This window comes from Methylorubrum extorquens (genome assembly GCF_024169925.1).
Taxonomy (GTDB): Bacteria; Pseudomonadota; Alphaproteobacteria; order Rhizobiales; family Beijerinckiaceae; genus Methylobacterium; species Methylobacterium extorquens_A.
The window spans coordinates 1843311-1870197 of record NZ_JALJXF010000001.1; the positions used below are offsets into that span (position 1 = coordinate 1843311).

A 26887-nucleotide genomic window follows, 5' to 3' on the forward strand; every position below is an offset into this window, starting at 1 on the left:
ATCTGTGGCCCCGCTCCCGCCCCGCGAGGCGCTCGCCCTCGCAAGCCGCCTGCTCACCGCGCACGGCTTTCGCGAGACCGCCCGCAACGAACGCGGCGACAGCCTTTATCTCGCCCGCGGCGAGGGGCCGGAGCGGCTGCGCCTGTCGAACCATGCCCGCACGTCGAAGCAGCGGCGGGTCCATCCGGAGGTGATGGCGAGCCTCGTGATCCGCGCGCCGAAGACGGACGCGCAGGTCGCCGCCCTGGTCGAGGCGGCCCTGCGCGACTTCGCGGGTGGGCTCGCGCGGCGGGGGTGACGCCTCATACCCAATCCGGTTGATCCCTTCGGGATGGCGGGTTTGGGCTTCGGCGGGACCCCATCGCGCTCGCGCGATGGGGTCCCCTCCTCAGGCGCCGCGCGGGCTTGCTTATCCGGTCCCCGCTTGGATCAAGCGGAAACCGGATCAGAGCGAGGCGCTGGCGCGGCGCATCCGGCGCCGGTCGGCGGGGATCTCGAACACACCCGACCACAGCCCGACACGGCGGCCCCAGGCGCGCCGGTCCTGGGCCTCGTAGGCGGCCGGCGAGCTCCGGTCGGCGATGGCGTAGCCGTTGGCCACCATCCAGGCGGCGAGGTCCTCGCCGTCGCGCCGGCACAGCGCGGTGCCGTCCGACCCGCGCAGCTCGCAGGTCACGCTCTCCCCGCCGATCCGCGCCGTCAGGGCCTCGGCGGCGGCGCGGCCGCAGGCATAGTCGCGCTCATGCCCGTCGGAACAGGTCTGGTCGAGGTCGGGCGCGTCGATGCCGTAGAGCCGCAGGCGCCGCCCGCCGAGGTCGAGGGTCGCGCCGTCGACGACCGTGGCGGGGCCGCTCACGGTCCGGGGTGCGGCCTCGCCCGCGCGGGCCGGCGGGGCCTGGAGACCGGTGAGCAGCGCCAGCGCGGGAACGGCGAGCGCGGCGAGCAGGCGCCGGGCACTTGGCTCTGCACTTGGGGCCCCCGAGGGGCGATCGTCGTGGGATCGGGCCGGGCTGGCGATGGTGCCGACGAGGCAGGCGGCGTAGATCAGCAGGATGGCGGCGGTGAGCGACATCGGAATGGGGCTTTCGGGAAGAGGGCATTCGGCGCGCCGCTCAGAGGCGCTGCGCCGTCGATGCCGCCTTCTCGCAGACGGGCTGTCGCGCGAGCCTGACGCCGCCTGTCAGCCTCGCGTCAGCCGAGCTCGGGCATCTCTGCGCCGCGCCATGGCTCGTGCCCCGATGTCCCCTTTCCCGCTCCGCCCTCTCCTCCTCGCACTCGTCGCGCTGATCCCGGCTCTGAGTGCCGTGCCTTTCGGCGCCTCCCCTGCGCGAGCCGACGACGATGGCGAGCGGGCGCGGCGGGCCCTGGAGCGGGGCGAGATCCGCCCCCTGGACGCGGTGCTCGCCGCCGCCCGCGCCGCCGTACCGGGGGACGTGGTGGCGCTCGACCTCAAGCGCGACGACGGGCGCTGGCTCTACAAGCTGCGCATCCTCGGCACCGACGGGCGGCGCCGCGACGTGAAGATCGACGCCAGCTCCCTCAAGCTCCTCGACGTGGACGACGATGATTGAGGCCTGCGCGCTTCCGGGGACGACATGCGCATCCTCGTCGTAGAGGACGAGCCGCGCATCGCGGCCGACATCCGCGAGGGTCTGGAGCGGGCCGGCTACATCGCCGAGATCGTCGGCGACGGCGAGGCGGCGTGGTTCCGGGCTGACACCGAGACCTACGACGCCATGGTGCTCGACCTCGGCCTGCCACGCCTCGACGGGCTCGGCGTGCTGCGCCGCCTGCGCGGGGCCGGCGTCGCCCTTCCGGTGCTGATCCTCACCGCCCGCGACGGCTGGCGCGAGCGGGTCGAGGGGATCGACGCGGGCGCCGACGACTACCTCGTCAAGCCGTTCCGGATGGAGGAGCTGGTGGCACGGCTGCGCGCCATCCTGCGCCGCACCGCCGGCCACGCCTCTCCCGTCCTGCGGGCGGGCGCGGTCGAACTCGACACCCGCACCCGTGCGGTCTCCGTGGCGGGCCGCGAGACCGACCTCACCGCGCTCGAATACCGCCTCCTCGCCTTCCTGCTCCACCGCCAGGGGCAGGTCGTGGCGGCGGGCGAGCTGCTCGACCATCTCCACGGCAGCGACAGCGACCGCGAGGCCAACGCGCTGGAGGCCCTGCTGACCCGGCTGCGGCGCAAGCTCGGCCCCGGCATCATCGAGACCCGCCGCGGCCACGGCTACCTCGTGCCGTCCGATTCCCCCGGCAGCACGGACGCGCGATGAGCTTGGGTGCAAGGGATCAGGGAAACGTACCCCTCTGCCCGCGCGCGGGCAGAGGGAATGACGGCGCCGGTCCATGATGCCGTTCCTGAAGCGGGGCTCGCTGCGCCTGCGGCTCGGACTCGCCGCCGCCGGGCTGATCGCCCTGGCGCTGGTGCTGGCCGGGATCGGGCTGACGCTGATCTTCGACCGGGTGCTCGACGCCCGCACCGCCGACGGCCTCGACCGCACCGCCAAGCTCATCGCCGGGCAGGTCGCCCTGGCGCCGGACGGAGCCCCGACCCTGCCGCGCGAGCCGCCGGATTCGCGCTTCTCGACGCCCTATGGCGGCCTCTACTGGCAGGTTGAGCGGCAAGTCGGGCACCAAGTCGAGCATGCGGACGGCACCGCTCTGCGCTCGCGCTCGCTCTGGGACCGCAGCCTCGGTACGGTTCCGGACACCTCCGAGGAGCCGGCGGTCGGCGACCTTGCCGGGCCGGATGGCGGCCGGCTCATCGCCGTGACCCGGCGGGTCTCGATTCCGGGCAACGGCGGCGCGGTGGCGCTCACCGTCACGGTGGCCGAGGACCGGCGCGACTTGGCCCAGAGCCGCGCCACCTTCCTGCGCCTGCTGGTGCCCTCGCTCGGCGCGCTGTTCGCGGCGCTGACGCTCGCCATGTCGCTGTTCGTGCGCCGGGCGCTGGCGCCCTTCCGGACCCTGCGGGCGGATCTCGCCGCGATCCATGCCGGGACGCAGGCGCGGCTGCCCGACACCTTTCCCGAGGAGGTGCGCCCGCTGGTGGCCGACCTCAACCGCCTGCTCGACGCGCAGGAGCGCGACCTGGAGCGGGCACGCACGGGCGCCGGCGACATGGCCCACGGCCTCAAGACCCCGCTCGCGGTGCTCGACGCGCTGGCCCGCCGCACGGAAGCCGCCGCCCCTGCCCTGGCGGCCGAGATCGCCGAGCAGGCGCACGCCATGGGCCGGCAGGTCGAGCGCACGCTCGCCCGGGCGCGGGCCGCGTCGGGGGGCTTGCGGCGGCGCGCCTGCCCTATCGGACCGGCCATGGCGCGGATCGTCGGAGCCCTCAAGCGCCTGCCCGAGGGCGAGGCCCTGCGCTGGGAGATCGCAGTCCCGGAAAACATCGCCTTCCCCGGCGACGAGGGCGACCTCACCGAGATCCTGGGCAACCTCCTCGACAACGCCCGCAAATGGGCCCACCGCCGCATCCGCGTCTCGGGACGCGCGGAGGGCGGCGAACACCGTCTGGTGCTGGAGGATGACGGCCCCGGCATGAGCGAGGCGGCCATCGCCGGCATCGCCCGCGGCCGGCGCTGGGACGAGACCCGGCCCGGCACCGGCTTCGGCATCGCCATCGCCCGCGACCTCGCGGAGGGCGTCGGTGCGCGGATGGATCTCAACCGCTCCGAACTCGGTGGCCTTCGGGTGGAGATGATCTGGCCGGTCCCGGCGGCTTGAGGCCGATGCCGGATCGACAAAGCTTCAGGCGACTTGGGCGAGCGCGCCGAGCAGGTCGGAGCGGCAATAGGGCTTCGGCAGGAAGCCGGCATCGGGCAGGTCGTCGGCGTGTGGCCGGACCCGGCCCGAGGTGACGATGAGGCGGATATGCGGCCAGCGTGCCCGCACCCGTGCGGCCAGTGTCAGCCCGTCCATCGAGCCCGGCATGTCGATGTCGGTGAACAGCGTGTCGAAAGCCTGCGCCCTCCCCTCCAGCAGCCTCAGGGCCGCGTCGGCATCGGAAGCCTCGGCCACCGGCAGGCCGGCATCCTCCAGCATGTCCACGGCCACCATGCGCACGAAACACTCGTCCTCGACGACGAGGATGTGCGGCGCGGAGGACGGATAGGTCGGCTCGGACAGACAGGACATTGGGGTGAAGCGAGCTGCAGAATTTCGAAGGGAGGCGGCTTTCCTCAAAGTGCCCGCGCGGCGATTGGTTTCAGCGGAGCCGCAGAAGATTCGAAGAAGTATCGACATGAATCACGGCCCGACGAGCCTGCCGGGCGCTCGCCGGGCCGTGTATTGCCACCCCCTGGCCTTTGCATTACGGGAGCCAGAATCGGGTGATCGAGGCCCGCCATGACACCTTCATGACGACGCCCTTGCCTCACGACGCCTCCGTCCCCTCCCGTCGGCGCCTGCGACCGGCGCCGCTGCCGGCGCCCGCCCCCTTCTTCGTATCCCGGCCGCAGCGCTCCTCCATGACGATCCTGCGCCTGGACAGCGGACCGGACGGGTTGCCCCCGATGACGGCCGGGGAAGAAACCGCGCTGGAGACCTGCCTTGGCGTCTGAATCCGCAAGCCCGCCCCAAGGTACGCCCAAAGACGCATCCAAGGGCGTTCCCGCGCTCGCGAAAGTCGCCACCGGCATCGACGGCTTCGATACCATCACCTTCGGCGGCCTGCCGAAGGGGCGCCCCTCGCTGGTCTGCGGCGCCGCCGGCTGCGGCAAGACGCTGTTCGCCACCACCTTCCTCGTCAACGGCGCGACCCGCTTCGGCGAGCCCGGCGTGTTCATGAGCTTCGAGGAGCGCGCCGATGATCTCGTCGCCAACGTGGCCTCCCTCGGCTACGACCTCGACGGGCTGGTGGCACAGGGCAAGCTCGCCATCGACCACATCCGCGTGGAGCGAAGCGAGATCGAGGAGACCGGCGAGTACGACCTCGAAGGGCTGTTCATCCGCCTCGGCTTCGCGGTGGATTCGATCGGCGCCAAGCGCGTCGTGCTCGACACCATCGAAACCCTGTTCGCGGGCTTCTCCGACGAGACGGTGCTGCGTGCCGAACTCCGTCGCCTGTTCGGCTGGATCAAGGACCGGGGGCTGACCGCGATCATCACCGGCGAGCGCGGCGACGGCCAGCTTACCCGCCAGGGGATGGAGGAATACGTCTCCGACTGCGTGGTGCTGCTCGACAACCGCGTCGAGGACCAGATCACGACGCGCCGCCTGCGGGTGGTGAAGTATCGCGGCTCGGCCCACGGCACCAACGAGTACCCGTTCCTGATCGACGCCGAGGGCATCAGCGTCCTGCCCGTCACCGCGGCCGACCTCGATTACAGGCTTCCCGACGGCGTGGCCTCCACCGGCATCCCCGGCCTCGACGCGATGCTCGAACCCGGCGGCTTCCACCGCGGCACCAGTATCCTCGTCTCGGGCGAGTCCGGCACCGGCAAGACCATGATCACCTCGAGCATGGTCGACGCGGCCTGTGCCCGCGGCGAGCGCTGCATGTCCTTCGTGTTCGAGGAGAGCGGCGACCAGATCATCCGCAACGCGCGCTCGATCGGCCTCGACCTCGCGCGCCATGTCGAGGCGGGCCTGCTGCGGTTCGAAGCGGCGCGCCCGAGCCTCTACGGCCTGGAGATGCACTTGGCGCGCATGCACCGCGATATCGACCGCTTCGCGCCTTCCGTGGTGGTGGTCGATCCGCTCTCGGCGCTGCGGGGCCCGCCGGCCGAGCTTCAGGCGACGATGCTGCGCATGGTCGACATGCTGAAGAGCCGCGGCATCACCTCGGTGTTCACCAGCCTGCGCGAGGACGGCAGCCTCGACCACGACAGCAACATCGGCGTCTCCTCGCTGATGGATGCCTGGATCAAGCTCCTCAACGTCGAGGCCAACGGGGAGCGCTCGCGCACGCTCTACGTCATCAAGGCCCGCGGCATGCGTCACTCGAACCAAGTGCGCGAGTTCAGCATGTCGGGCGACGGCATCGCCCTCGTCGACGCCTATATCGGCCCGGCGGGCGTGCTGACAGGCACCGCCCGCATCGTGCAGGAGGCGGAGGAAGCCGCCGCCGGTCTGCGCCGCGAACAGGAGAGCCGCCGCCGCCGGCGCGAGGCGGAGCGGCGGCGCCAGTCGCTGGAGCGCCAGATCGATGAACTGCGCGCCACCCTGGAAGTCGCGGCGGAGGAAGAGGCGGTGCTGTTGAGCGAGGACGAGATGCGCGAGGCGATGCTGACGAGCGAACGGCGCATTCTCTCGACCCGCCGGGGAGGCACCCAATGAGCGGCTCCGAACCAACCGAGGACGGGCTCGACGCCGACGCCGCCGGCATGGTGGAGGAGGGCCATTACCACCTGCGCCTCTACGTCGCCGGACAGACCGCCAAGTCGCTGACGGCGATGGCCAACCTCAAGCGCTTCTGCGAGGAGCACCTTGCCGGCCATTACGACATCGAGGTCATCGACCTGATGAAGAACCCGCAGCTCGCGGCCGGCGACCAGATCCTGGCGATCCCGACCCTCGTGCGCCGCCTGCCCGCACCGCTCAAGCGCATCATCGGCGACCTGTCCAACACCGAGAAGGTGCTGGTCGGCCTCGATATCCGGCCCCAGAACCTCGCCGAGACAAATCCCGCAACGAAGGTGGACGGCGTTTGAGCGGCGGGGACATCACGGGCCACGGGGAAGCCGGGCGCACCCGGCTGCGCCTCTACGTCGCCGGCACCTCGCCGCGCTCGACCCGCAGCATCGAGAGCGTGCGCCGCCTGTGCGAACATCGGCTCGGGGGCGCATGCGACCTCGAAGTGGTCGACATCTACCAGCAATCGGCGCTCGCGGGCGCGGACGGCGTGGTCGCGGCGCCGACCCTGGTGCGGCTCTCCCCCCTCCCCGCCCGGCGCATCACCGGCGATCTGAGCGACGAGCGGCGCGTCCTCGACGGGCTTGGGCTCGAAGACCTCGCGCGCGAGATCGAGATCGCCGATGAGCGCTGAGCCCGCTTCCACGGCGCTGGACGAGGCGCAGGCGCGCATCCGTGAACTGGAGACGCGGCTGGAGGAGGTCGAGGACACCCTCGCGGCGATCCGCCGGGGCGATTTCGACGCCATCGTGGTCGAGGGTCCGGGCGGCGAGCGGCTCGTCTATACCCTGGAGAATGCCGACCGGCCCTACCGGGTGCTGATCGAGCAGATCCAGGAGGGCGCCTTCACCCTCGGCCCGGACGGGACGCTGCTCTACTGCAACCGCCGGCTCGCCGAGACCCTGGGAACCCCGCAGGAGCGCCTGATCGGCCAGCCCTTCGCGCGCTTCGCCGCCGAGGGCCAGGGGGCGACCCTGGCCGCCCTGATCTCTCAGGCGGCGCGGATGCCGGCGCGCGGCGAGATCGCCCTGTGCGACGAGGCGGGGATCGAGCGCCCGGCCTACCTGTCGCTGAGCCGCCTCGACGGCGACGGCGACACCCTCCTCCTGTGCGGGGTGATCACCGACCTCACGGCGGAGCGGCTGCGCCTGCACGAACTCGCCGAGGCCAACGCGCGCCTGCGCGCCGAGGTGGCCGAGCGCGAGCGGATCGAGGAGGCCCTGCGCCAGAGCCAGAAGATGGAGGCGGTGGGCCAGCTCACGGGGGGCGTGGCGCACGACTTCAACAACCTGCTCACCGTCATCAAATCCTCGACCGACCTGCTCAAGCGCCCCGATCTCGCCGAGGAGCGCCGCCGCCGCTACGTCGATGCCATCTCCGACACGGTGGCCCGCGCGGCCAAGCTGACCGGCCAGCTCCTCGCCTTCGCCCGGCGCCAAGCCTTGAAACCCGAGGTGTTCGATGCGGGCCGAGGCGTCGCGTCGGTGGCCGACATGGTCGGCACGCTCACCGGCGCGCGCATCCAGGTGAAAACCCTGATCGAGCCCTGTTTCGACGCGGCGGGCGAGCCCTTCGCCTGCCTCGTGGAAGCCGATCCGAGCCAGTTCGACACCGCGCTCGTCAACATGGTGGTCAACGCCCGCGATGCCATGGACGGCGAGGGTACATTGAGCATCCGCGTCGGCCATGCCAGGCAGATCCCGGCGCTGCGCACCCATCCGGCCGTGCCCGGCGATTTCGTGGCGGTGTCGATCGGCGACACCGGCTCCGGCATCGCCCCGTCCGACCTGACGCGGATCTTCGAACCGTTCTTCACGACGAAGGGTGTCGGCCAGGGCACCGGCCTCGGGCTGTCCCAGGTCTTCGGCTTCGCCAAGCAGTCGGGCGGCGACATCGCGGTGGAGAGCGCGCTGGGACAGGGCACGACCTTCACCCTGTTCCTGCCGCGGGCCAAGGTCGCGCCGACGATGGTCGAGTCCGCCGACGAGCCCGAGCCGCTGGCCCCCGGCCACGGCACCTGCGTGCTTCTGGTCGAAGACAACCGCGAGGTCGGCGCCTTCGCGACGCAGGCGCTCGCCGAACTCGGCTACGGCACCGTCTGGGCGATGGATGCGGAGCAGGCGCTGGCCGAACTCGACCGGACGCCGGAGCGCTTCGACGTGGTGTTCTCCGACGTGGTGATGCCCGGCATGAACGGCGTCGAACTCGCGCGCACGATCCTGGGGCGGACGCCCGGCATGCCGATCGTGCTCTCCTCCGGCTACAGCCACGTGCTGGCCGAGGATGGGCGCCACGGTTTCCCGCTGCTGCACAAGCCCTACTCGGTGGAAGACCTCTCGCGCATCCTGCGCCGGGCGATCCAGCGGCGCAGCGCAAGGGCGAAGTGATTTTCCGATGATTTTCCCTTGGCCTGCAGCAGCTTACGCTGCGGGCAAGAAAAAAGGCTCGGATTGCTCCGAGCCTTGAAGGGAAAAGGCCATTGGGGGCTGAACTGGCCTTCGTGATCGGACAATGCACCGAGGGCGGTTTGGTTCCGCAAAAAAGTTCAACGAAAAATCGTGCCGGTTTTTAGCGCGGCGCCGCAGCCCGGCGTAGGCGGTCGTTGATCGCCTCGCCAAGCCCTTCCTCCGGCACCGGGGCGACGGCGATGGTCGGGGCGCCCGAGGCGTCGAGCCGACGCAGGGCTCCGAACAGCCGGGTGGCGGCCTCGGCCGGATCGCCGCGCTCGCTCAGGGATTCGACCGCCGCCGCATGCTCCAGCCCAGGGGGGCGGAAGGCACCGAACAGCAGAACCGCTTCGCCGGGCTCAACACTCTGTGCGCCGAGCCGCACCCCGGCCCGCGGCGCGTAGTGGGAGGCGAGAAGGCCGGGGCCCACGGGTCGCGAGCCCGGATCACCGGCCGCCTCGGGGGCAAAGCCCAGCACGGCCGCGAGGGCCTCCCCCGTCACCCCGCCGGGGCGCAGCAGCCGGGGCGGCCCGCCGAGGCAGGCGACCACGGTCGACTCGACCCCGACCGGGCACTCGCCCCCGTCGAGCACGGCTGCGATGCGCCCGTCGAGATCGGTCAGCACATGGTCGGCGCTTGTCGGGCTCACCCGCCCCGAGCGGTTGGCCGAGGGCGCCGCCACCGGCCGCCCGGCCCGTTCCAGCAGCGCGCGGGCGATGGTGTGGGCCGGCACGCGCAAGGCGACGCTGTCGAGCCCGGCCCGGGCGAGATCGCAGACCGAGCCGCCGGGGGCCGCCGGCACCACCAGGGTCAGCGGCCCCGGCCAGAAGGCTTCAGCGAGCCGCAGGGCAGCCTCGTCGAACACCCCCTCGGCCCGTGCAGCCTCAGGCGTCGCGACATGGGCGATCAGCGGGTTGAAGCGCGGGCGGCCCTTGGCGGCATAGATCGCGGCGACCGCCTCCGGATCGGTGGCGTCGGCCCCGAGCCCGTAGACCGTCTCCGTCGGCAGGGCGACGAGGCGCCCGGCCCGGATCAGGGCAGCCGCCCGCGCGAGGCCGTCCGCGTCGGCCGACAGGCGCAGCGTGGGGATGGTTGACGGTAGGGCGTCCATGTCGGAGTGGATGCGAGGAAGAACGGCCGGCCGTAGACCCTTCAGCCGCAAGCCGTCAAACGGGATCGCCGCCCCCTCGACGCGCGGCGGGAGGAGCGGTGAACGGATCATGAGCTATCGCGCGCCCGTCGAGGAGATAGTCTTCACGCTCCGCCACGTCGCAGACCTCGACGCCGTGCTGGCGCAGAGCGGGGCCGAGATCGGCCCTGACGATGCGGGGGCCATCCTCGAAGAGGCGGGCCGGTTCGCCGGCAACGTCATCGCCCCCTTGAACCGCATCGGCGACCGCCACGGCACGCCGTTCTCGGACGGCCGCGTCACCACCCCTCCGGGCTGGCGCGAGGCCTACCGCGCCTTCGTTGAGGGCGGATGGAACGGCGTGCTCGCCGCGCCCGACCATGGCGGCCAAGGCCTGCCGCACCTGATCGCCGCCGCCTGCACCGAGATGTGGAACGGGGCCAACCTCGCCTTCGGCCTGTGCCCGATCCTCACCGTCGGCGGCATCGAGGCGCTGGCCGCCCACGGCTCCGATGATCTCAAGGGCCGCTACCTCGAAAAGCTGGTCTCGGGCGAGTGGACCGCGACCATGAACCTGACCGAGCCGCAGGCGGGCTCGGACCTCTCGGCTCTGCGCACCCGCGCCGAGCCCAACGGCGACGGCAGCTACCGGATCACAGGCGCCAAGATCTACATCACCTATGGCGAGCACGACCTGGCCGACAACATCTGCCACCTCGTGCTCGCCCGGCTCAAGGACGCGCCGGCCGGCACCCGCGGCATCTCGCTGTTCCTCGTGCCGAAGGTGCTGCCGGATGGGCGCCTCAACGACCTGCGGTGTTCGGGCATCGAGCACAAGCTCGGCATCCACGCCTCGCCCACCTGCTCCATGGCCTTCGGTGACGCGGGCGGTGCCACCGGCTGGCTGATCGGCGAGGAGAACCGGGGGCTGGCCTGCATGTTCACGATGATGAACTCGGCCCGGCTCAATGTCGGGCTGCAGGGCGTGGGCGTGGCGGAAGCTGCGTATCAGAAGGCCCTCGACTATGCCCGCGAGCGCCGCCAGGGCCGGGCACCGGGCTCCCCTGAGCCGGTCAGCGCCATCGTGGCGCATGCCGACATCCAGCGCACGCTGCTGACCATGAAGGCCTACACGGCGGCCTCCCGCGGCATCTGCTACCTCACCGCGCAAGCGCTCGACGCCGCGCACGGCCCCGAGGGGAAGGCGGCGCATGACCGCGCCTCGCTGCTGACGCCGGTGGCCAAGGCCTTCTCGACCGACATCGCCAACGAGGTGACCTCGCTCGGCGTGCAGGTCCATGGCGGCATGGGCTTCGTCGAGGAGACGGGCGCGGCCCAGCTCATGCGCGATGCACGCATCCTCGGCATCTACGAGGGCACCAATGGCATCCAGGCGATCGACCTCGTCACCCGCAAGCTGCCGCTCAACGGCGGCGTCACCGTCGGCGCGCAGATCGCCACGATGCGGCGGGTGGCGGAGGGGCTCCTGAAGGACGGCGCGCCCGGCTTCGGCCACGCGGCACCGCGCCTGCGCGAGGGCATCGGCAGCCTCGACCGGGCGACGAGCTTCCTCCTCAAGGCGCTCGCCTCGAACCGGCCGCAGGAGGCGCTCCCCGGCGCGACGCCGTATCTGCGCCTGTTCGGCCTGGTTCAGGGCGCGGCCTGCCTCGCGACGGCGGGGTTGGCTTCGAGCGCGGCCGTGAAGGCCGGCGAGACCGACCCCGCCCACGCCGCACGCATCGCGCTCGCCCGCTTCTTCGCCGAGAACCTGTTACCGGCGGCGACCGGCCTGGAGCAGTCGATTCTCTCGGGCGGGGACTTCGCCGACGATCCCGCCTTCGCGCTTGCGGGGTGAGCAGTCACCCCGCCGTGGACGGTCCGTAGCCCGCGTAGAAGACGCGAATGGCTTCCGCGACCCGGTGGCCAATCTCGGCTTCGTCGGGCGCTTCACCGGCGTTGAACAGCAGCCGCGTCAGCATCCCCGCTTGGCAGAGCTGGAGGAAGTGCTTGGCGGCAAGATCCGTGTCGTCGGCGCGCAGGCGCCCGGCGGCGACCTGGGCGTCGATATAGGCCTTCAGCCGCCCGACCCCGCAGGCCGGGCCGGCCTCGTAGAAGGCCTGCCCGAACCGGGGAAACTTCTCGCAGGCGCCGATCACCATGCGGATGATCGAGACGTGCTCCGGCCGCGCCATCATCGTGAGGTAGCTGGTCCCGAGCCGCGTCAGCACGGCGCGGACATCCGGGTCGTCCTCGTCGAGCCGGAACAGGTTCTCGGCCAAACCCGCCTTCGCTTCGGTGGTCAGAGCCTCGAACAGGGCTTCCTTGCTGTCGAAGTAGACGTAGAGCGTGCCCTTCGAGACGTTGGCCGTCTTGGCGATCTCGCCCATGCTGGCCCCGTCGAAGCCCGACGCCATGAACACCTGACGCGCGCCCTCCAGGATCTGCCGGCGCTTTTCGCTCTCGCCCGTGGGCGTTCCCTGGGGGGCCGCCTGCCCCCGCTCCTGTATCGCCGCACTCGCCATCGCCTGAACCCGCTGACCCTGACTTGTCCGCATTGACCGAACCGTTCAGTCAATGTTAGCTAGCCTCCGAATGAGGGCGGCGTCAACTCGACCCGTCGGGTGACCGAACGGTTCGGTCAATGCATGTCCGGGATGTCAGCCATGTCGCTGCGTGAGGATTCCCGCCGGTCGGAGGCCGCCCTTGAGACGGCCGAGGAGGAGCGGGCCGAGGCCGACCGCGCGCCGGCCGTGCGCCTCGCCCCTGTCGCCGAGCCGGTGCCGCCCTCCGCCGCCAAGCCACGCCGGCCGGTTCGGCGCGCGGTGCTGGGCCTCGTGCTCTGCGCAGGCCTAGGCGGCGGCGCCTATGCCGGCTGGGACTGGTGGACGGTCGGGCGCTTCTTCGTCAGCACCGATGACGCCTACGTGCAGGCGGACATTTCGGTTCTGGCCGCCAAGGTGTCGGGCTATCTGGCGGCGGTGCCGGTGGTGAACGGGCAGGCGGTGAAGCGGGGCGACGTCATCGCCCGGCTCGACGACGGCGATTACCGCCTCGCGGTGACGGCGGCGCAGGACAAGCTCGCCACCCAGGAGAGTACCATCGCCCGCGTCGGCCGGCAGGCGGAAGCCGCGCAGGCGCAGGTGCTGCAGAGCGCAGCGCAGATCGATGCCGCGCGGGCCGACGCCGTGCGGGCCGGCGCCGACTACGCCCGCGCCACGGGGATGCAGGCCGATTTCGTCGCGAAATCCCGTCTCGATCAGGCCAAGGCCGATCGCGATCGCACCGAGGCGGCGGTGAAGTCGGCCGAGGCCGCCCTCGTCGCTGCGCGAGCCAATGTCGAAGTGCTGAAGGCGCAGACACGCGAGGCCCAGAACCTCGCCGCGGAACTGCGCACCGCCGCCGACCGCGCGCGGCGCGACCTCGATTTCGCGGTGATCCGCGCGCCCTTCGACGGCGTCGTCGGCAACAAGGCGGTGGAAGCCGGTGCCTACGTCTCCCCCGGCTCGCGCATCGCCGCCCTGGTGCCGCTGCAGAGCGTACGGGTCGATGCGAACTTCAAGGAGACGCAGCTTGGCCGCGTCCGGCCCGGCCAGGAGGTCCACATCCACGTGGACGCCTATCCCGACCGCGACATCGTCGGCACGGTCGAGTCGCTCTCGCCCGCCTCCGGCTCGGTCTTCAGCCTGCTGCCGCCGGACAACGCCACCGGCAACTTCACCAAGATCGTCCAGCGCCTACCGGTGCGCGTCCACGTGCCCGAGGATGTCGCCCGCGAGGGCCTGCTGCGGCCCGGCCTGTCCGTGGTGGTGAAGGTCGATACCCGCGAGGGCGCCGACGCGCCGGTGCAGCGGCTCGCCGCCCGACACTGAGACTTTATCGCCAGCCTGCGAGAGCCGGCCGGCGCCACCGCTCATCCCACCCGCAACCCCCTCCTGAGGTCGCGCTGCGAAGCGCAGGCCTCGAAGGATGAAGCCGCGAGTGGGACGGATCCTCGAACCGTCACCGAGGCGCCCCATGGCCGCCACCGCGACCCTCGCCGCAAGCCCCGCCGCCGACCCGCCCCTCGACCGCCGCCGCATGGTGGCGTTCCTGTGCATGGTGTTCGGGATGTTCATGGCGATCCTCGACATCCAGATCGTCTCGGCCTCGCTGAACGAGATCCAGGCCGGCCTCTCGGCGTCGGGCGACGAGATCCCCTGGGTGCAGACGAGCTACCTCATCGCCGAGGTGATCTCGATCCCGCTCTCCGGCACCCTGTCGCGGGTGCTCTCGACGCGCTGGATGTTCTCGATCTCGGCCGCCGGCTTCACGCTGATGAGCCTGATGTGCGCGACCTCCTCGTCGATCGGCGAGATGATCGTGTGGCGCGCCGCTCAAGGCTTCATCGGCGGCGGCATGATCCCGACCGTGTTCGCGGCGGCCTTCACGATCTTTCCGCCCTCCAAGCGCTCGATCGTCTCGCCGATGATCGGCCTCGTCGCGACGCTCGCCCCCACCATCGGACCGACCATCGGCGGCTACCTCACCGACCTGTTCTCCTGGCACTGGCTGTTCCTCATCAACATCGTGCCGGGCATCTTCGTCACGATCTCGACCTTCCTCCTGATCGATTTCGACCGGCCGAACTTCGACCTGCTCAAGTCCTTCGACTGGGCCGGGCTCGCCTTCATGGCAGGCTTCCTCGGCTGCCTCGAATACGTGTTGGAGGAGGGCCCGAACCACGACTGGCTGCAGGACGAGGCGGTGTTCGTCTGCGCCATCGTCTGCATGGTGTCGGCGGTCCTGTTCTTCGCCCGCGTCTTCACCGCCCGCCAGCCGATCGTCGACCTACGCGCCTTCTCGGACCGCAACTTCGCCGCCGGCTGCGTCTTCAGCTTCGTGATGGGCATCGGCCTCTACGGCCTGACCTACCTCTACCCGGTCTATCTCGCCCGCGTGCGCGGCTACTCGGCGCTGCAGATCGGCGAGACGATGTTCGTCTCGGGGCTGTGCATGTTCGCCACCGCCCCGATCGCCGGAAAGCTGTCGGCCAAGCTCGATCCGCGCATCATGATGGCGATGGGATTCTCCGGCTTTGCCCTCGGCACCTGGATCGTCACCGGACTGACCAAGGACTGGGATTTCGACGAGCTGCTTTGGCCCCAGGTGCTGCGCGGCTGCTCCTTGATGCTGTGCATGATCCCGATCAACAACATCGCGCTCGGCACCCTGCCGCCGGAGCGGATGAAGAACGCATCCGGTCTGTTCAACCTCACGCGCAACCTCGGCGGCGCGGTCGGCCTTGCCCTCATCAACACGGTGCTCAACGCCCGCTGGGATCTGCATCTCGCGCGCCTGCACGAGCGCTTCACCTGGGCCAACGGCGCCGCGCTGGAGCGCCTCGACGCCATGCGGCGCCAGTTCGAGGTGTTCGGGGGCGACGCCAACGGCATGGCGCTGAAAGCGCTCAACAACACCGTGCGGATTCAAGGCTTGGTGATGAGCTTCGAGGACGTGTTCCTCGTCCTTACCGTGCTGTTTCTGGTGATGGCCTGCGGCACGCCGCTGATCCGGCGTCCGCGCGGAGCGGCCCCGGCCGGTGCGGGGCATTGAGGGCGAGCAGTGACTTCCGGCTTCACGCGGACGACCCGCCTTACGCCGCCTTCACACCCGCGGCGCGGTCCGGGATGACGATGCGGAACCGCGCGCCGTCCGCGGTCTCGTCGAGGCAGAGGGTGCCGCCGTTGAGGCGCACCAGTTCCGAAGCGATAGCGAGGCCGAGACCGGTGCCGCCGGCGCGGGTCGAGCCCTGGAAGGCGGAAAACAGGTTCGCCTTGGCCCGCTCCGGCACGCCGGGGCCGTTATCGGTCACGAAGATCGTGACCGAACCGGTGCCGGGCGCCCCGTTCCGGACGCCCTCGATCAGCACGCTGCCCTCGGCGGTCTTGGCTGCGGCATGGGCCTGGACCGCATTGCGCACGAGGTTGGTCAGCGCGCGCAGGAGCTGTTCGGGATCGACGTCGATCTCGAGATCGGACACCGTGCGCACCTCCACGCGGATGCGGGCGGCCGGCATCAGGTCGGCGAGGTCGGTCAGCTCCTCAAGCAGGGGCGCCAGCGCCACCATGCGCCGCTCCGGGTTCGGCTCCGTGGCGCGGCCATAGGCGAGGGTCGCCTCGCAGAAGCGGATCGCCCGGTCCAGGGTTTCCACGAGCCGCGGCGCGACGCGCTGCACCAGCGGATCGGAGACGCTTTCCAGGCGGTCGCCGAGAAGCTGGGCGGTGGTCAGCAGGTTGCGCAGTTCGTGGTTGATCTTGCTCACCGAGAGGCCGAGTTCGGCCAGCCGCCGCCGCTGGCGCAGTTCGCCGCCGAGCGCCACCTGCATCCGGGCGAGCGCGTTCTCCGCCTCGCCGATCTCGTCGGTGCGCGCTGAGCGCCGGGCGACCCGGTCGGGCCGCTCGGGATCGTCGGCGAAGGCGGCGATGTCGCGGGCGAGCCGGACCACCGGCCGCACGATCGCCCGCTGCAGCACGAAGAACACGAGCCCGGCCGCCAGAGCCGCGATGATGAGGCAGGCGACGAGCAGCCGGAGCGAGAAATCGGCCAGGGCCGCCCGCAAGGGGCCCTCGTCGAGCAGAACCTCGACGGCGTCGAAGCCGTCCTGCCCCGGTCCGATCGCCCGGATCGGCGCCTCGGTGGGGAGGAACAGCGTCCGGAAGGCGCCGCCGACCGAACCCGTCAGGCCGCGCTCGCGCAGATCCACCGTCTCGGCGACGGCGGACGGCGCCGGTCCGTCGGTGAGGTAGCGCCACGTCTCGCCGACCCGCACGGCGATGGCGCGGGCGCCGACCCCCATGAGCAGGCGCCGGGCGGTCTCGTCGGGGACCTGCCCCTCGGGGGCTGCGTTCAGCACGAGGGCGGCGACCCGCGCCGCGGCGACGCGGTCGGAGAGCCGCGACATCCGGTAGGTCGCCACCGCCGGGACGTAGATCAGGATCTCGGCCAGGACGACGAAGGCCACCGTCAGCAGGAACAGCCGGCCGGAGAGGCCGAGCCGCCCGTGCCAGGGGAAGGCGCGCGCGCGCGACGGCGACCGAGGGCCGGCCGGTGTCTCGATGTGCCAGGGCAGGGCGGCGGTCGCCGCCGGATCATTCTGCGCCACGTTCGCCGGCTCGGATCGCCGGCCAGGAAACGGAAGGCGGGGCCGTTTCAAGCGTCACCCGTCGTTGTGTCATCCAAATTCGGATGGCGCACGCCGTTTACCGGCTTCTCCCTGTCGCACAGGTTGTGCGACCGTCCGGCGACGCGCGCCATTCGTTTGTGCGCAAGTCTTATGCGCGAAGCGTCCGCCGCTCAAGCCATCGGCGCAGATAAACTGTCAAAAGAGCAAATCCTGCCAAGGCCGCCAGCGCCGCCACCATGCCGGGCGTCACCAGCGCGCGCAGATCGATGCCCGTCGAGCAATCCGTTCCCCCGGCCGCGAGGCAGGCCGCCTTCGCTGCGTCGCGCGTGGCCAGCAGGTCTTCGAGGCCGGCACCGAGCCCGGCATAGATGAAGGCGCCCGGCGTCAGGCCGAGCAGGGTGGCGAGCGCGAAGGTGGCAAGCGGCACGCCGAAGGCCGCCGGAGCGAGGTTGGTGATCCAGTAGGGAAAGATCGGCAGGAGCCGCAGGATCAGGATGTATCCGAAGCCGTCGCGGCGGAAGCCGTCAGCGAAGCGGCCGACCCGCGGCCCGGCCTTGCGCCGGATCAGGTCGCCGGCGGCGTAGCGCCCGACCGAGAACACGATCGCCGCCCCCGTCGTGGACGAGGCGATGGCGATCAGGGCCCCCGTCACGGGGCCGAACAGCAGCCCGGCCAGCACCGTGAGCACCAGCGTCGCCGGCAGCGAGACCACCACCGAGCCGACATAGGCGAGGCAGGCCAGCGCGATCGCCCGCACCCGGTCCTCGGCGATGAGCGCCTGAAGCCAGACCCGCGACTCGGAGAGCCGGTCGAGATCGAGGAAGCGGGCGCCGCCCGAGGCGAGGACGCCGACGGAGATGAGGGCCAGCACCAGGAGCGGGAGCCAGCGCAGCCAGGGCCGGCGCAAGCCCGGCGGCTCGGCCGCACGGTCGTCATGCCGGTCCGTCGGCCGAATCCCCTCCCCGCCCCCTGGCGTCATCGGCCTGCCTCCCCGGGCGGATTTCGCGTGCCCGTCCTCAGCCCGGCTTGCGCATGCGCAGGATCTTGAAGAAGCCGCCGGGGAAGGTCGGCGCGAGGCCGACGACCTCGACGCCGTTGCGCCGGGCCCAGGCCTCGATCCGGGTCGCCTTGAAGTCGGAGGACCATCCGATCTTGGTGCAGAGCGGCGCGACGATCTCCTCGACCCGCGCCACCGGCCCGTTCGACTGGCCGAAATGGTTGGCGAGCACGATGCCGCCGCCGGGGCGCACTACGCGCAGGAACTCGGAGAGCGCGGCTTCCGGGTTCGGCACCAGGGTGATGAGGAACTGCGCCACCACCGCGTCGAAGCTCGCATCGGCGTAGCCGAGGCGGCACACGTCCATGACCTGCAGGCCCTTCACGTGGGTCAGCCCCTTGCGGTGGACCTTGCCGCGGGCGCGCTTGAGCATGTCCTCGGAGAGATCGACGCCGCAGACGAAGCTGTCGCGGGGATAGTAGCCGAGCGACAGGCCGGTGCCGACACCGGCCTCCAGCACCCGCGGCCCATGGGCGACGGCGGCCTCGACGGCGGCGCGGGCGGCCGGCTCGGTGAGCTTGTCGTAGACGACATCGTAGACCGGCGCCCAGCGGGCATAGGCCTTGCGCATCAGCTCGGTGGTGGGCCCGGCCTCGGGCGCCCGCTCGCTCAGCATCTAACCGTCACCTTCTCCGACTCGCGGCTCACGACGCTTCCCGGCTCGGGCGCAGGCCCGCGCGCAGCCTGGAGCGCGTGAACGTCGATGAACCTTTGGAAAACCGAAATCAGCCCGGCGCGAAGCAACCCCATCAGGCGGCCTCGGCAGCGCCTGCCTGCAACGCACCGATGCGCCGGATGGTGCCGCCGCCGAGAACCTGCGCGCGCGGACCGTCGTCGGCGTAGATCACGCAGGCCTGGCCCGGCGAGACCCCATCCTCGGGGACGAGCAGCTCGACCTCGGCGCAGGCCTCGGCAGCGTTCCACGACAGGCGCGCGGGCCGCGGCTCGCGGGTCGAGCGCACGCGCACGGCCACGGGCAGATCCACGAGCGCCTCGGGCGAGCCGCTCCCGAGCCAATTGAGGTCGGTGAGCCGAATGCGGCGGGTGGCGAGCGCCGCGCGGGGGCCGACCACGACGCGGGCGGTCTCGGGCTCCAGCCGCACCACGTAGAGCGGCTCGCCGGCCGAGAGCTTGAGGCCGCGGCGCTGGCCCACCGTGTAATGGATGATGCCCTCGTGCTCGCCGAGGCACCGGCCGTCGAGATCGACGATCTCGCCGGGGCGGGTCGCCTCCGGCCGGAGCTTGGCGATCACGTCGGCATAGCCGCCCTGGGGCACGAAGCAGATGTCCTGGCTGTCGGCCTTCTCGGCGACGGCGAGGCCCAGCTCCCGAGCGAGCGCGCGGGTCTCGTCCTTGGGACGCTCGCCCAGGGGAAAGCGCAGGTAGGCGAGCTGTTCCGGGGTCGTGGCGTAGAGGAAGTAGCTCTGGTCGCGGGCCGGATCGAGGGCGCGGTAGAGCGCGCGTCCGCCCTCCGGCCGCGCCCGGCTCGCCACGTAATGGCCGGTCGCCAAAGCCTCGGCGCCGAGGTCGCGAGCCATCCCGAGCAGGTCGCGGAACTTGACCGAGCGATTGCACTCGACACAGGGGATCGGCGTCTCGCCCGAGAGGTAGCTCTCGGCGAAGCGGTCGATCACCGATTCCCGGAAGCGGTCCTCATAGTCGAGGACGTAGTGCGGGATGCCGAGCGTCTCGGCCACCGCCCGCGCATCGTGGATGTCGCGGCCGGCGCAGCAGGCCCCCTTGCGATGGGTCGCCGCGCCGTGATCGTAGAGCTGGAGCGTGACGCCGACGACGTCGTAGCCCTCGCGCTTCAGCAGGCCGGCCACGACCGACGAATCGACGCCGCCCGACATGGCGACGACGACGCGCGTCTCGTGCGGAGGCTTCGGGAGATCCAGCGAGTTCATGGCCGGTGATGGGGCCGGGTGCCGGCCGTTGGCGGAGCCTTCGGGCGCGCGCCGGACCGGGGAGTCCGGGCGCATGTCCGGTGTCTATAGCGATCCCGATCCCGACTTTCCAGGGATGGGGACGCGGAGAGCCGGTTCAAAGTCCGGATCATGGCCCCGAGCGGCCGGCAAATCCTGCCGGGAGGCCGGCAGATCCCGCCGGGCCGGCGCGAGGCGCGCCTTCACCGAAAAAATATTTCTTTCTTCTTATCAGCGGCTTGGCCGCTATCGACAGATGGTGCGCGGCTTGCTCTGGCCTCTTCCGGCTTCGGCGACGAAGGAGAGGGACGGCATCGTGGTTTCGCGCGCAGATCTGGCGGAAGCGTTTTTCAGGCAGACCCTGCGGCCGGCCGCGTCCGCGGCGCGGGGGGGCGAGGGCACGGCGCGGTTCAGCCTGGAGGCTGCGGAGCGGAGGCCGGCGGCACCGGCCCGGCCCGCATCCCGCCGCGACGAAACCGCCTCCGCCCGCAGCGATGGCGGCAGGGCCGACGCGGCGAAAACCGAGAGCGCCAAGACCGGGACTGCCAGAACCGGAGCGGCCGAGAGCGACAGAGCCGAGAACGGCAGGGCCGAGCGTGGGCCGTCCGGGGCTTTGCAGGAGAGCCGCGCCCAGGCTGCCTCCGCCCGCAGCAAGCCCCTCGCGGCAAGGACGGCGCAGGACGGCGCGCAGGCCGCCTCCGCCCGAGGTCCGGGCGCCGCCGCGAACTCCGCCTCGCAGCGGCCGGAACGCCCGGCTGCCGATGGCGCGGAACCGGCGCAGGAAGCGGCTGCGGAAGAGGCCGCTGCCAAGGAAGCCGGAGCCGCGGTGGTGTCTGAGGACGAGGCACGGGAACGGGACGAGCCCGATCCCGCATCGCCGGAATCCGCCGATCCCGCCGCCCTCCTCGCGCCGCCCCCCGCTCCGGCGCCAGCGCCAGCGCCGACGAGCGCGGCGGCGGGTGTGTCCGCGGGCGATGGCGGGGTGGAGGCGGATCAGCCCGTCACGGGCCTGCCCGGCGAGGCGACGGCAACCGGTCACGCCGCGAAGGCCGGCCCGGGGGAGGCCCCCGCCTCCGCCGCCGCGGGCACAGCCGGCTTCGAAGCGGCGCTCACCGAGGCGCAGACACCGACCGCCTCAACCATTCCGGCCCCCACCGCCGGAACCGCTCTCACCCCGCCCGGCGGCGTCGCCGCCGCGCAGGGCCCGCAGGCCGCCCAAGCGCCGGATGCCGCAACGGCGGCGCCCCAGCCGGCGACGCCGCCGATCCCCTTGGGCGCCGTGCCGATGACGATCGGGCTGCGCTCGCTCTCAGGGGTGAACCGCTTCGCGATCCGGCTCGACCCGGTCGAACTCGGCCGCATCGACGTGTCGCTCGACCTCGACAAGGCGGGAGGCAAGGCGCGGGCGCATCTCATCGTGGACCGTCCCGAGACCCTCGCCCTGCTCCAGCGCGATGCGGGTTCCCTGCAGCAGGCCCTCGCGCAGGCCGGCTTCGACGTCGGCGCCGAGGCGGGCGGGGGCGGGATCGACCTGTCCCTGCGCGGCGAGACCGCATCCCAGGGCGGCCGGGACGGCGAATCCGCCTCCCGCGACCGCTCCGACGGCGGCCCCGGCGGGCTGGGCGGACGGGACGCCCGCCCCTCCCCGCTCGACGCCCTTCCCCTGCGGCAGCTCCGTGCCGTCGGCAATCTCGACATCCGGATTTAGGACGACGCCATGGCCGCCGGCATCACGAGCAATACGAGCAGCACCAGCATCACCGCCGCGAGTGCTGCCTCGACCACCGATACGAAGTCGATCGCGGGCAACTTCACGCAGTTCCTGACGCTGCTCACCACGCAGCTCAAGAACCAGAACCCGCTCGACCCGCTCGATACCAACCAGTTCACCCAGCAACTCGTGCAGTTCGCGGGCGTCGAGCAGCAGCTCAAGACCAATTCCTCGCTCGACACGATCCTGACCAACTCCAAGGCCGCATCGGCCTCGTCCGCCTCCGGCCTGATCGGCCGCACGATCACGGCGGACGGCGCCACCACCGACCTCACGAACGGCAAGGCGACCTGGACGCTGACCCCGGACCGGGCCGCCGCCAGGGCCGTCATCACCCTCAAGGCCAGCGACGGCACCGTGGTGGCCACCAAGACCACGACGCTCAAGGCCGGCGCGCAACCCTTCGAATGGGATGGCACCGGGACTTCGGGCCTCTCGGCCAAGGACGGGCGCTACACGATCACCGTGGATGCCCTCGACACGACGGGCACGAGGGTCACCGTCGACACCAAGGTTTCGGGCAAAGTGGACGGCGTCGACCTCAGCGGCTCCGAGCCCGTGCTGACGATCGGCAACGCCCGGGTGCCGGCCTCGAGCGTGAAAACGCTTTCTGCACCAAGCTCTTGATGCGTTGCAGCATCGATGGATCCGGATTTGTCCACATCTGCTCACAACAATCGAGTCGCATTCGATCGGCCGACTTCAAGAACTTTTAAGCGGGTGCAAGTAGCTTCCCTCTCGACAGGTCAGTCGAGTGTAGAGCGTATCATGACCGAAACACCCCGGCCCCGCGTGAAGTATGTGATTGGGCCCGACGGCAGCCCCCTGACGATCGCCGATCTTCCCCCCGTCTCCACCCGTCGCTGGGTCATCCGTCGAAAGGCCGAGGTCGTCGCCGCCGTACGCGGCGGTCTGCTCAGCCTGGAGGAGGCCTGCCAACGCTACACCCTGACCACGGAAGAATTTTTGAGCTGGCAGTACTCCATCGACCAGCACGGACTCGCCGGCCTGCGCACCACGCGCATCCAGCACTACCGGCACTGAACTTCGCCAGTTCGACCCGTACGTTGCGCACGACCTGTTCGCGCAACGCATGAGGAGCCGCCTCCGGCGCACCGGGGCGGCTCTCGTCGTTTTTGGCCCCCGCGGCCTGTCCGATCCCCTCGCCTCGGCGCCATCCGCGGCACCATTCGTGACGGTGACAGGCCCCGCGTTAACGCCTCGCTAACCACGCACCGGGCAATTCTTGCCGGGCGACCGCACACCCTGGCGGCCGCACCGCTGTGCGCAGGCGTCGTCCGTGAAACCCATCCTCGATCTGGTGACGAAGCTCGGGCCCGCGCGCATCGCCGCGATGGCGGCCGTGACGCTGACGCTGGTCGGCTTCTTCGCCTTCGTGATCCTGCGGGTCTCGCGGCCCGACATGGGCGTGCTGTTCTCCGACCTGTCGATGCAGGATTCCTCGGCCGTGATCCGCGAACTCGACGCGCGCGGCATCACCTACGAGACTAAGGGCGAGTTGGGCCAGACCGTGCTGGCGCCCCGCGCCGACCTCGCCAAGCTGCGCATGGACTTCGCCGGAAAGAGCCTGCCGTCCCAAGGCGGCATCGGCTACGAGATCTTCGACAAGGGCGACGCCTTCTCCTCCACGAGCTTCGTCCAGAACGTGAACCACCTGCGGGCGATGGAGGGCGAGCTCGCCCGCTCGATCCGCGCCATCGGCCGGGTCCAGGCGGCGCGCGTCCACCTCGTCATCCCCGAGCGCCGCCTGTTCGAGCGCGACCGCGAGGCGCCGTCGGCCGCCATCGTCGTCAAGCTGATGGGCGACCTCGATGCGAGCCAGGTGCGCGCGATCCGGCATCTGGCCGCCTCCGCGGTCGAGGGCCTGAAGCCCGAGCGGGTCTCGATCGTCGACGAGCGCGGCCGGCTGCTCGCCGACGGCGCCCGCGGCGCGGAAGCCGACGGGGCGGGCGCCCTGGAGGAGCGGCAGGCCGGCATCGAGCGGCGGATGCGCTCGCAGATCGAGGAGATCGTGGCCGGCATCGTCGGCCAGGGCCGCGCCCGGGTGCAGGTCACCGCCGAACTCGACCTCAACCGGGTCGAGAGCCGCTCCGAGAGCTTCGATCCCGAGAGCCGCGTCGTCCGCTCCACCCAGACACGCTCCGAGAATTCCCTGACCGGCGGGGCGGAGGGGCAGGTCAGCGTCGGCAACGAGCTGCCGGGCGCCAGCCAGACCCAGGCCCAGCCGCAGCAGAAGGATTCGTCGCAGAAGAACGAGGAGACGACGAACTACGAGATCTCCCGCGTCACCAAGGTCGAGACCCTGGAGGGCGGCCGCCTCAGGCGTCTGTCGGTGGCGGTGCTCGTCGACGGCGTCTACGCCCCCGGTGCCGACGGCCGACCCGCCTACCAGCCGCGCTCCGACGCCGAGATCGCGCGCATCACCGCGCTGGTGCGCACCGCGGTCGGCTACGACAAGGTCCGCGGCGATCAGGTCGAGGTGGTCAACCTGCGCTTTGCCGAGACCCCCACCGCGCCCGAATTCTCCGAGCCCGGCCTGATCCAGTCGTTCCTGAACCCGACCAAGGAAGAGGTGATGCGCCTCGTCGAGCTCACGGTGCTGAGCCTGCTCACCCTGGTCGTGCTGATGGCGGTGGTGCGTCCGCTCCTGCGCCGCGTGCTCGAATCCGATGCGCCGGTGGCGCTCGCCGGACCGGCCGGAGCGCTTGCACTGGCCGGGGCGGCGGGCGGCGAGGGGCCGGTCGAGATCGCGGTCCGCGAGAACACCACCAACAAGTTCCTCGAGTCGGCCAAGATCAACGGCCAGATCCAGGCCGAGACGGTCGAGCGCGTGGTCGACATGGTGCGGGCGAGTCCGACCGAGACGGTCGAGGTGCTGCGCAACTGGATCCATGATTCCTGATGGACGCTGACACCACGCAGAACCGGAAGAGAGGAGGGAATTCGTGTCCGCGGGCGTAAACTTCAACGCTGCCATGGAGAGCGTCGATGCCTCGAGGGCGTTCGCCGAGATGCCGGGCCCGCAGCGCGCCGCCGCCCTGCTGCTGCTGCTCGGCGAGGAGGAGGGTGCGCCGATCTGGCAGCGCCTCGACGAGGACGAGATCAAGCTCGTCAGCCACGCCATGGTGCAGCTCGGCTCGCTGGAAGCCGGCACCGTCGAGCGGCTGATCGTCGATTTCGTCTCGCGGCTGTCCTCGGGCGGGGGCATCACCTCGAACTTCGAGCGCACCGAGTCGCTCCTGCTCAAAATCTTTCCCCCTGAGCAGGTCTCCTCGATCATGGCGGAGATCAAGGGTGCCTCCGGCAAGCGCGTCTGGGCGAGCCTGACCCAGATCGACCCCGAGATCCTCGCGAACTTCCTGCGCAACGAGTACCCGCAGACGGTCGCCGTCGTGCTGTCGAAGGTGCGGGCCGACTACGCCGCCAAGGTGCTGACCATCCTGCCGGAGGAGTTCGCCATCGACGTGCTGAACCGGATGCTGCGCATGGAGACCGTCCAGAAGGAGGCCCTGCGTCACATCGAGGAGACGCTGCGCACCGAGTTCGTCTCGACCATCGCCCAGACCACGCGGCGCGACGCGCACGAACTCATGGCCGAGGTGTTCAACGCCTTCGACCGGCAGACCGAGACCCGGTTCCTCGCCGCGATCGACCAGGCCAACCGCGGCTCGGCCAAGAAGATCCGCCAGCTCATGTTCACCTTCGAGGATCTCCTGAAGCTCGATCCGGGCTCGGTCCAGACCCTGATGCGCAAGGTCGACAACGACACCCTGTGCCGCGCGCTGAAAGGCGCCGACGAGCGGGTGCGCGCCTTCTTCATGCGCCAGATGTCGACCCGCGCGGCCAAGAACCTCACCGACGAGATGGGCTCGATGGGGCCGATCCGCCTCAAGGAGGTCGATGAGGCGCAGGCCAAGATGACGGAACTGGCCAAGGAGCTGGCCGAGAAGGGCGAGATCATGATCGCCAAGAACGGCGGCGAGGAGGAGTTGGTCTATTGAGCCCGAGAGCCTCCCGCCCCTTCCTGTTCGACACCGATTTCGGCCGCCCGCGCGGGCCCTCCGCCGCCGACGCGGAGGCCTCGGCCCGGGCGGAGGCCGAGCGGGCCGCCATCGAGGCGGCGGCTTACGCCCGCGGCCTTCAGGACGGCCGGGCGGAGGCCGCGCTCCAGGAGCAGGCCCGGCTCGCCGACGCTCTGACCCGGGTCGGGCTCGCCGCCGCCGGCCTCCTCAACCAGTCCGACGCCCGCGACGGCGAGCGCGAGGCGCAGGCGCTGGCCTTCGCGGCGGCGCTCGCCCGCCGGATCGCGGGGGACGCCCTCGACGCGCGCCCGCTGGCGACAGTGGAGGAGGCGGCCCGCTCCGCGCTCCGGCATCTGCGCGGCGTGCCCCACCTCGTGCTGCGGGTGAGCGAGGGGCTCGTCGATGACGCGGAGGCGCTGATGCGGCGCCTGTCGCGCGAGAACGGCTTCGAGGGGCGCCTCGTGGTGCTCGGCGAACCCGACATGGCGCCGGGCGATGCCCGGCTCGAATGGGCCGACGGCGGCGTCGTGCGCGAGCGCGCCCGCATCGAGGCCGCCGTCGAGGCCGCACTTTCCCCTAATTTCGCCAGCGCAGAGGCCTGAGCCCGATGTCGAGCGACGATTTCAGCCTGCCCCAGCTCAACGAGGGCGACCTGCCCTACGACGAGGGCGGTGCAGCTTCCGTCCGCGACGCGCCGACGAGCCCGAAGAACGCGGCGGATCTCGAACAGGTCTTCGACGTGCCGGTGGTGGTCTCGGCGGTGCTGGGCTCCTCGCGCATGCCGATCGGCGACCTCCTGCGGCTCGGCCCCGGCGCCGTGCTCGAACTCGACCGCAAGGTCGGCGAGGCCATCGACATCTTCGTCAACAACCGCCTCGTCGCCCGCGGCGAGGTCGTGCTGGTCGAGGAGCGCCTCGGCGTCACCATGACCGAGATCATCAAGAACGATCACTGATCCTCTGTTGTGCCGATCCGGACCTCCGGTCCGTG

27 protein-coding genes are annotated in these 26887 nt (G+C 71.2%); 19 read left to right on the forward strand and 8 right to left on the reverse strand.

Annotated features, from left to right (window positions below; all coding sequences use genetic code 11):
• Positions 1–4 precede the first annotated feature (4 nt).
• On the forward strand, positions 5–298 hold the full coding sequence (locus J2W78_RS08740; RefSeq protein WP_253369791.1) for a hypothetical protein: 294 nt from the start codon (positions 5–7) through the stop codon (positions 296–298).
• A 147-nt stretch (positions 299–445) separates the two neighbouring features.
• Here J2W78_RS08740 and J2W78_RS08745 read toward each other — a convergent pair whose 3' ends face one another.
• The gene (locus J2W78_RS08745) at positions 446–1072 is read right to left on the reverse strand and encodes a thermonuclease family protein (protein WP_253369793.1); all 627 of its coding nucleotides are present in this window, start codon (positions 1070–1072) and stop codon (positions 446–448) included.
• Between the two features lie 166 nt (positions 1073–1238).
• On the opposite strand from J2W78_RS08745, the gene J2W78_RS08750 reads away from it, so the two are divergent.
• The 3 genes from J2W78_RS08750 to J2W78_RS08760 all read left to right on the forward strand — a co-directional run bounded on the left by J2W78_RS08750 (position 1239) and on the right by J2W78_RS08760 (position 3735).
• Complete coding sequence (locus tag J2W78_RS08750) at positions 1239–1571, forward strand: PepSY domain-containing protein (protein ID WP_253369796.1); 333 nt, start codon at positions 1239–1241, stop codon at positions 1569–1571.
• A 24-nt stretch (positions 1572–1595) separates the two neighbouring features.
• Entirely contained in the window at positions 1596–2279 is a 684-nt protein-coding gene (locus tag J2W78_RS08755; protein ID WP_253369797.1) for a response regulator transcription factor, read from the forward strand.
• An 85-nt stretch (positions 2280–2364) separates the two neighbouring features.
• A complete protein-coding gene (locus tag J2W78_RS08760) occupies positions 2365–3735 on the forward strand; it encodes an ATP-binding protein (RefSeq protein WP_253374001.1) in 1371 nt (456 codons plus the stop codon).
• A 24-nt stretch (positions 3736–3759) separates the two neighbouring features.
• Here the strand turns inward: J2W78_RS08760 and J2W78_RS08765 are convergent, their stop codons facing one another.
• The gene (locus tag J2W78_RS08765; RefSeq protein WP_253369799.1) at positions 3760–4146 is read right to left on the reverse strand and encodes a response regulator; all 387 of its coding nucleotides are present in this window, start codon (positions 4144–4146) and stop codon (positions 3760–3762) included.
• Positions 4147–4340: 194 nt separating this feature from the next.
• Between J2W78_RS08765 and J2W78_RS08770 the strand changes: the two genes are divergently transcribed.
• From J2W78_RS08770 to J2W78_RS08790, 5 genes are read left to right on the forward strand one after another with little or no spacing between them, the layout of a single operon-like run.
• Positions 4341–4571 carry a hypothetical protein gene (locus tag J2W78_RS08770; protein WP_253369801.1) on the forward strand — a complete coding sequence of 77 codons (231 nt, stop codon included), beginning with the start codon at positions 4341–4343 and terminating at the stop codon, positions 4569–4571.
• Positions 4561–6288, forward strand: coding sequence for a circadian clock protein KaiC (kaiC, locus tag J2W78_RS08775; protein ID WP_253369803.1), 1728 nt, complete (start codon positions 4561–4563; stop codon positions 6286–6288). The genes J2W78_RS08770 and kaiC overlap by 11 nt, the downstream gene beginning before the upstream one ends.
• Positions 6285–6662, forward strand: coding sequence for a circadian clock KaiB family protein (locus J2W78_RS08780; RefSeq protein WP_253369805.1), 378 nt, complete (start codon positions 6285–6287; stop codon positions 6660–6662). Before kaiC ends, J2W78_RS08780 begins: the two co-directional genes overlap by 4 nt.
• Positions 6659–6997, forward strand: coding sequence for a circadian clock KaiB family protein (locus tag J2W78_RS08785; protein ID WP_253369807.1), 339 nt, complete (start codon positions 6659–6661; stop codon positions 6995–6997). Before J2W78_RS08780 ends, J2W78_RS08785 begins: the two co-directional genes overlap by 4 nt.
• Positions 6987–8750, forward strand: coding sequence for a PAS domain-containing sensor histidine kinase (locus tag J2W78_RS08790; RefSeq protein ID WP_253369809.1), 1764 nt, complete (start codon positions 6987–6989; stop codon positions 8748–8750). The genes J2W78_RS08785 and J2W78_RS08790 overlap by 11 nt, the downstream gene beginning before the upstream one ends.
• Before the next feature lie 181 nt (positions 8751–8931).
• Here J2W78_RS08790 and J2W78_RS08795 read toward each other — a convergent pair whose 3' ends face one another.
• Positions 8932–9921 carry an L-threonylcarbamoyladenylate synthase gene (locus J2W78_RS08795; RefSeq protein ID WP_253374002.1) on the reverse strand — a complete coding sequence of 330 codons (990 nt, stop codon included), beginning with the start codon at positions 9919–9921 and terminating at the stop codon, positions 8932–8934.
• A gap of 109 nt (positions 9922–10030) precedes the next feature.
• Between J2W78_RS08795 and J2W78_RS08800 the strand changes: the two genes are divergently transcribed.
• Positions 10031–11794 carry an acyl-CoA dehydrogenase gene (locus J2W78_RS08800; protein WP_253369811.1) on the forward strand — a complete coding sequence of 588 codons (1764 nt, stop codon included), beginning with the start codon at positions 10031–10033 and terminating at the stop codon, positions 11792–11794.
• A 4-nt stretch (positions 11795–11798) separates the two neighbouring features.
• On the opposite strand, the gene J2W78_RS08805 is transcribed toward J2W78_RS08800, so the two are convergent.
• The gene (locus J2W78_RS08805; protein WP_253374003.1) at positions 11799–12461 is read right to left on the reverse strand and encodes a TetR/AcrR family transcriptional regulator; all 663 of its coding nucleotides are present in this window, start codon (positions 12459–12461) and stop codon (positions 11799–11801) included.
• Positions 12462–12602: 141 nt separating this feature from the next.
• Here J2W78_RS08805 and J2W78_RS08810 point away from each other — a divergent pair, with 141 nt between their 5' ends.
• Both J2W78_RS08810 and J2W78_RS08815 read left to right on the forward strand, forming a co-directional pair.
• The gene (locus J2W78_RS08810; RefSeq protein WP_253369813.1) at positions 12603–13808 is read left to right on the forward strand and encodes an HlyD family secretion protein; all 1206 of its coding nucleotides are present in this window, start codon (positions 12603–12605) and stop codon (positions 13806–13808) included.
• Between the two features lie 145 nt (positions 13809–13953).
• Positions 13954–15531: a DHA2 family efflux MFS transporter permease subunit gene (locus tag J2W78_RS08815; RefSeq protein WP_253369815.1), complete on the forward strand. Its 1578-nt coding sequence runs from the start codon at positions 13954–13956 to the stop codon at positions 15529–15531.
• Positions 15532–15571: 40 nt separating this feature from the next.
• On the opposite strand, the gene J2W78_RS08820 is transcribed toward J2W78_RS08815, so the two are convergent.
• The 4 genes from J2W78_RS08820 to mnmA all read right to left on the reverse strand — a co-directional run bounded on the left by J2W78_RS08820 (position 15572) and on the right by mnmA (position 20065).
• Complete coding sequence (locus tag J2W78_RS08820) at positions 15572–17080, reverse strand: sensor histidine kinase (protein WP_253369817.1); 1509 nt, start codon at positions 17078–17080, stop codon at positions 15572–15574.
• Positions 17081–17249: 169 nt separating this feature from the next.
• The gene (locus J2W78_RS08825; protein ID WP_253369819.1) at positions 17250–18080 is read right to left on the reverse strand and encodes a TVP38/TMEM64 family protein; all 831 of its coding nucleotides are present in this window, start codon (positions 18078–18080) and stop codon (positions 17250–17252) included.
• 37 nt (positions 18081–18117) lie between these two features.
• The gene (locus J2W78_RS08830) at positions 18118–18774 is read right to left on the reverse strand and encodes a class I SAM-dependent methyltransferase (protein ID WP_253369821.1); all 657 of its coding nucleotides are present in this window, start codon (positions 18772–18774) and stop codon (positions 18118–18120) included.
• Positions 18775–18907: 133 nt separating this feature from the next.
• Complete coding sequence (mnmA, locus tag J2W78_RS08835; protein WP_253374004.1) at positions 18908–20065, reverse strand: tRNA 2-thiouridine(34) synthase MnmA; 1158 nt, start codon at positions 20063–20065, stop codon at positions 18908–18910.
• Between the two features lie 334 nt (positions 20066–20399).
• On the opposite strand from mnmA, the gene J2W78_RS08840 reads away from it, so the two are divergent.
• The 7 genes from J2W78_RS08840 (at position 20400) to fliN (ending at position 26852) form a co-directional block, all read left to right on the forward strand.
• Positions 20400–21791, forward strand: coding sequence for a flagellar hook-length control protein FliK (locus J2W78_RS08840; RefSeq protein WP_253369823.1), 1392 nt, complete (start codon positions 20400–20402; stop codon positions 21789–21791).
• A gap of 9 nt (positions 21792–21800) precedes the next feature.
• Complete coding sequence (locus J2W78_RS08845; protein ID WP_253369824.1) at positions 21801–22481, forward strand: flagellar hook assembly protein FlgD; 681 nt, start codon at positions 21801–21803, stop codon at positions 22479–22481.
• A 141-nt stretch (positions 22482–22622) separates the two neighbouring features.
• Complete coding sequence (sciP, locus tag J2W78_RS08850; RefSeq protein WP_056238806.1) at positions 22623–22898, forward strand: CtrA inhibitor SciP; 276 nt, start codon at positions 22623–22625, stop codon at positions 22896–22898.
• A gap of 256 nt (positions 22899–23154) precedes the next feature.
• Positions 23155–24777 (forward strand): flagellar basal-body MS-ring/collar protein FliF, encoded by a 1623-nt coding sequence (gene fliF, locus J2W78_RS08855; RefSeq protein WP_253369826.1) that lies wholly within the window; start codon positions 23155–23157, stop codon positions 24775–24777.
• A gap of 43 nt (positions 24778–24820) precedes the next feature.
• A complete protein-coding gene (gene fliG / locus J2W78_RS08860; RefSeq protein WP_253369827.1) occupies positions 24821–25876 on the forward strand; it encodes a flagellar motor switch protein FliG in 1056 nt (351 codons plus the stop codon).
• Positions 25873–26499 (forward strand): FliH/SctL family protein, encoded by a 627-nt coding sequence (locus J2W78_RS08865; RefSeq protein ID WP_253369828.1) that lies wholly within the window; start codon positions 25873–25875, stop codon positions 26497–26499. Before fliG ends, J2W78_RS08865 begins: the two co-directional genes overlap by 4 nt.
• A gap of 5 nt (positions 26500–26504) precedes the next feature.
• A complete protein-coding gene (fliN, locus tag J2W78_RS08870) occupies positions 26505–26852 on the forward strand; it encodes a flagellar motor switch protein FliN (protein ID WP_253369830.1) in 348 nt (115 codons plus the stop codon).
• Positions 26853–26887: the final 35 nt, after the last annotated feature.

Bases quoted from the DNA above. Each gene is read 5' to 3' on its own strand.
- J2W78_RS08745 (WP_253369793.1), bottom strand. From the start codon at position 1,072: ATGTCGCTCACCGCCGCCATCCTGCTGATCTACGCCGCCTGCCTCGTC.
- J2W78_RS08750 (WP_253369796.1), top strand. From the start codon at position 1,239: ATGTCCCCTTTCCCGCTCCGCCCTCTCCTCCTCGCACTCGTCGCGCTG.
- J2W78_RS08755 (WP_253369797.1), top strand. From the start codon at position 1,596: ATGCGCATCCTCGTCGTAGAGGACGAGCCGCGCATCGCGGCCGACATC.
- J2W78_RS08765 (WP_253369799.1), bottom strand. From the start codon at position 4,146: ATGTCCTGTCTGTCCGAGCCGACCTATCCGTCCTCCGCGCCGCACATC.
- J2W78_RS08780 (WP_253369805.1), top strand. From the start codon at position 6,285: ATGAGCGGCTCCGAACCAACCGAGGACGGGCTCGACGCCGACGCCGCC.
- J2W78_RS08790 (WP_253369809.1), top strand. From the start codon at position 6,987: ATGAGCGCTGAGCCCGCTTCCACGGCGCTGGACGAGGCGCAGGCGCGC.
- J2W78_RS08795 (WP_253374002.1), bottom strand. From the start codon at position 9,921: ATGGACGCCCTACCGTCAACCATCCCCACGCTGCGCCTGTCGGCCGAC.
- J2W78_RS08800 (WP_253369811.1), top strand. From the start codon at position 10,031: ATGAGCTATCGCGCGCCCGTCGAGGAGATAGTCTTCACGCTCCGCCAC.
- J2W78_RS08805 (WP_253374003.1), bottom strand. From the start codon at position 12,461: ATGGCGAGTGCGGCGATACAGGAGCGGGGGCAGGCGGCCCCCCAGGGA.
- J2W78_RS08810 (WP_253369813.1), top strand. From the start codon at position 12,603: ATGTCGCTGCGTGAGGATTCCCGCCGGTCGGAGGCCGCCCTTGAGACG.
- J2W78_RS08815 (WP_253369815.1), top strand. From the start codon at position 13,954: ATGGCCGCCACCGCGACCCTCGCCGCAAGCCCCGCCGCCGACCCGCCC.
- J2W78_RS08825 (WP_253369819.1), bottom strand. From the start codon at position 18,080: ATGACGCCAGGGGGCGGGGAGGGGATTCGGCCGACGGACCGGCATGAC.
- J2W78_RS08830 (WP_253369821.1), bottom strand. From the start codon at position 18,774: ATGCTGAGCGAGCGGGCGCCCGAGGCCGGGCCCACCACCGAGCTGATG.
- mnmA (WP_253374004.1), bottom strand. From the start codon at position 20,065: ATGAACTCGCTGGATCTCCCGAAGCCTCCGCACGAGACGCGCGTCGTC.
- J2W78_RS08845 (WP_253369824.1), top strand. From the start codon at position 21,801: ATGGCCGCCGGCATCACGAGCAATACGAGCAGCACCAGCATCACCGCC.
- sciP (WP_056238806.1), top strand. From the start codon at position 22,623: ATGACCGAAACACCCCGGCCCCGCGTGAAGTATGTGATTGGGCCCGAC.
- fliN (WP_253369830.1), top strand. From the start codon at position 26,505: ATGTCGAGCGACGATTTCAGCCTGCCCCAGCTCAACGAGGGCGACCTG.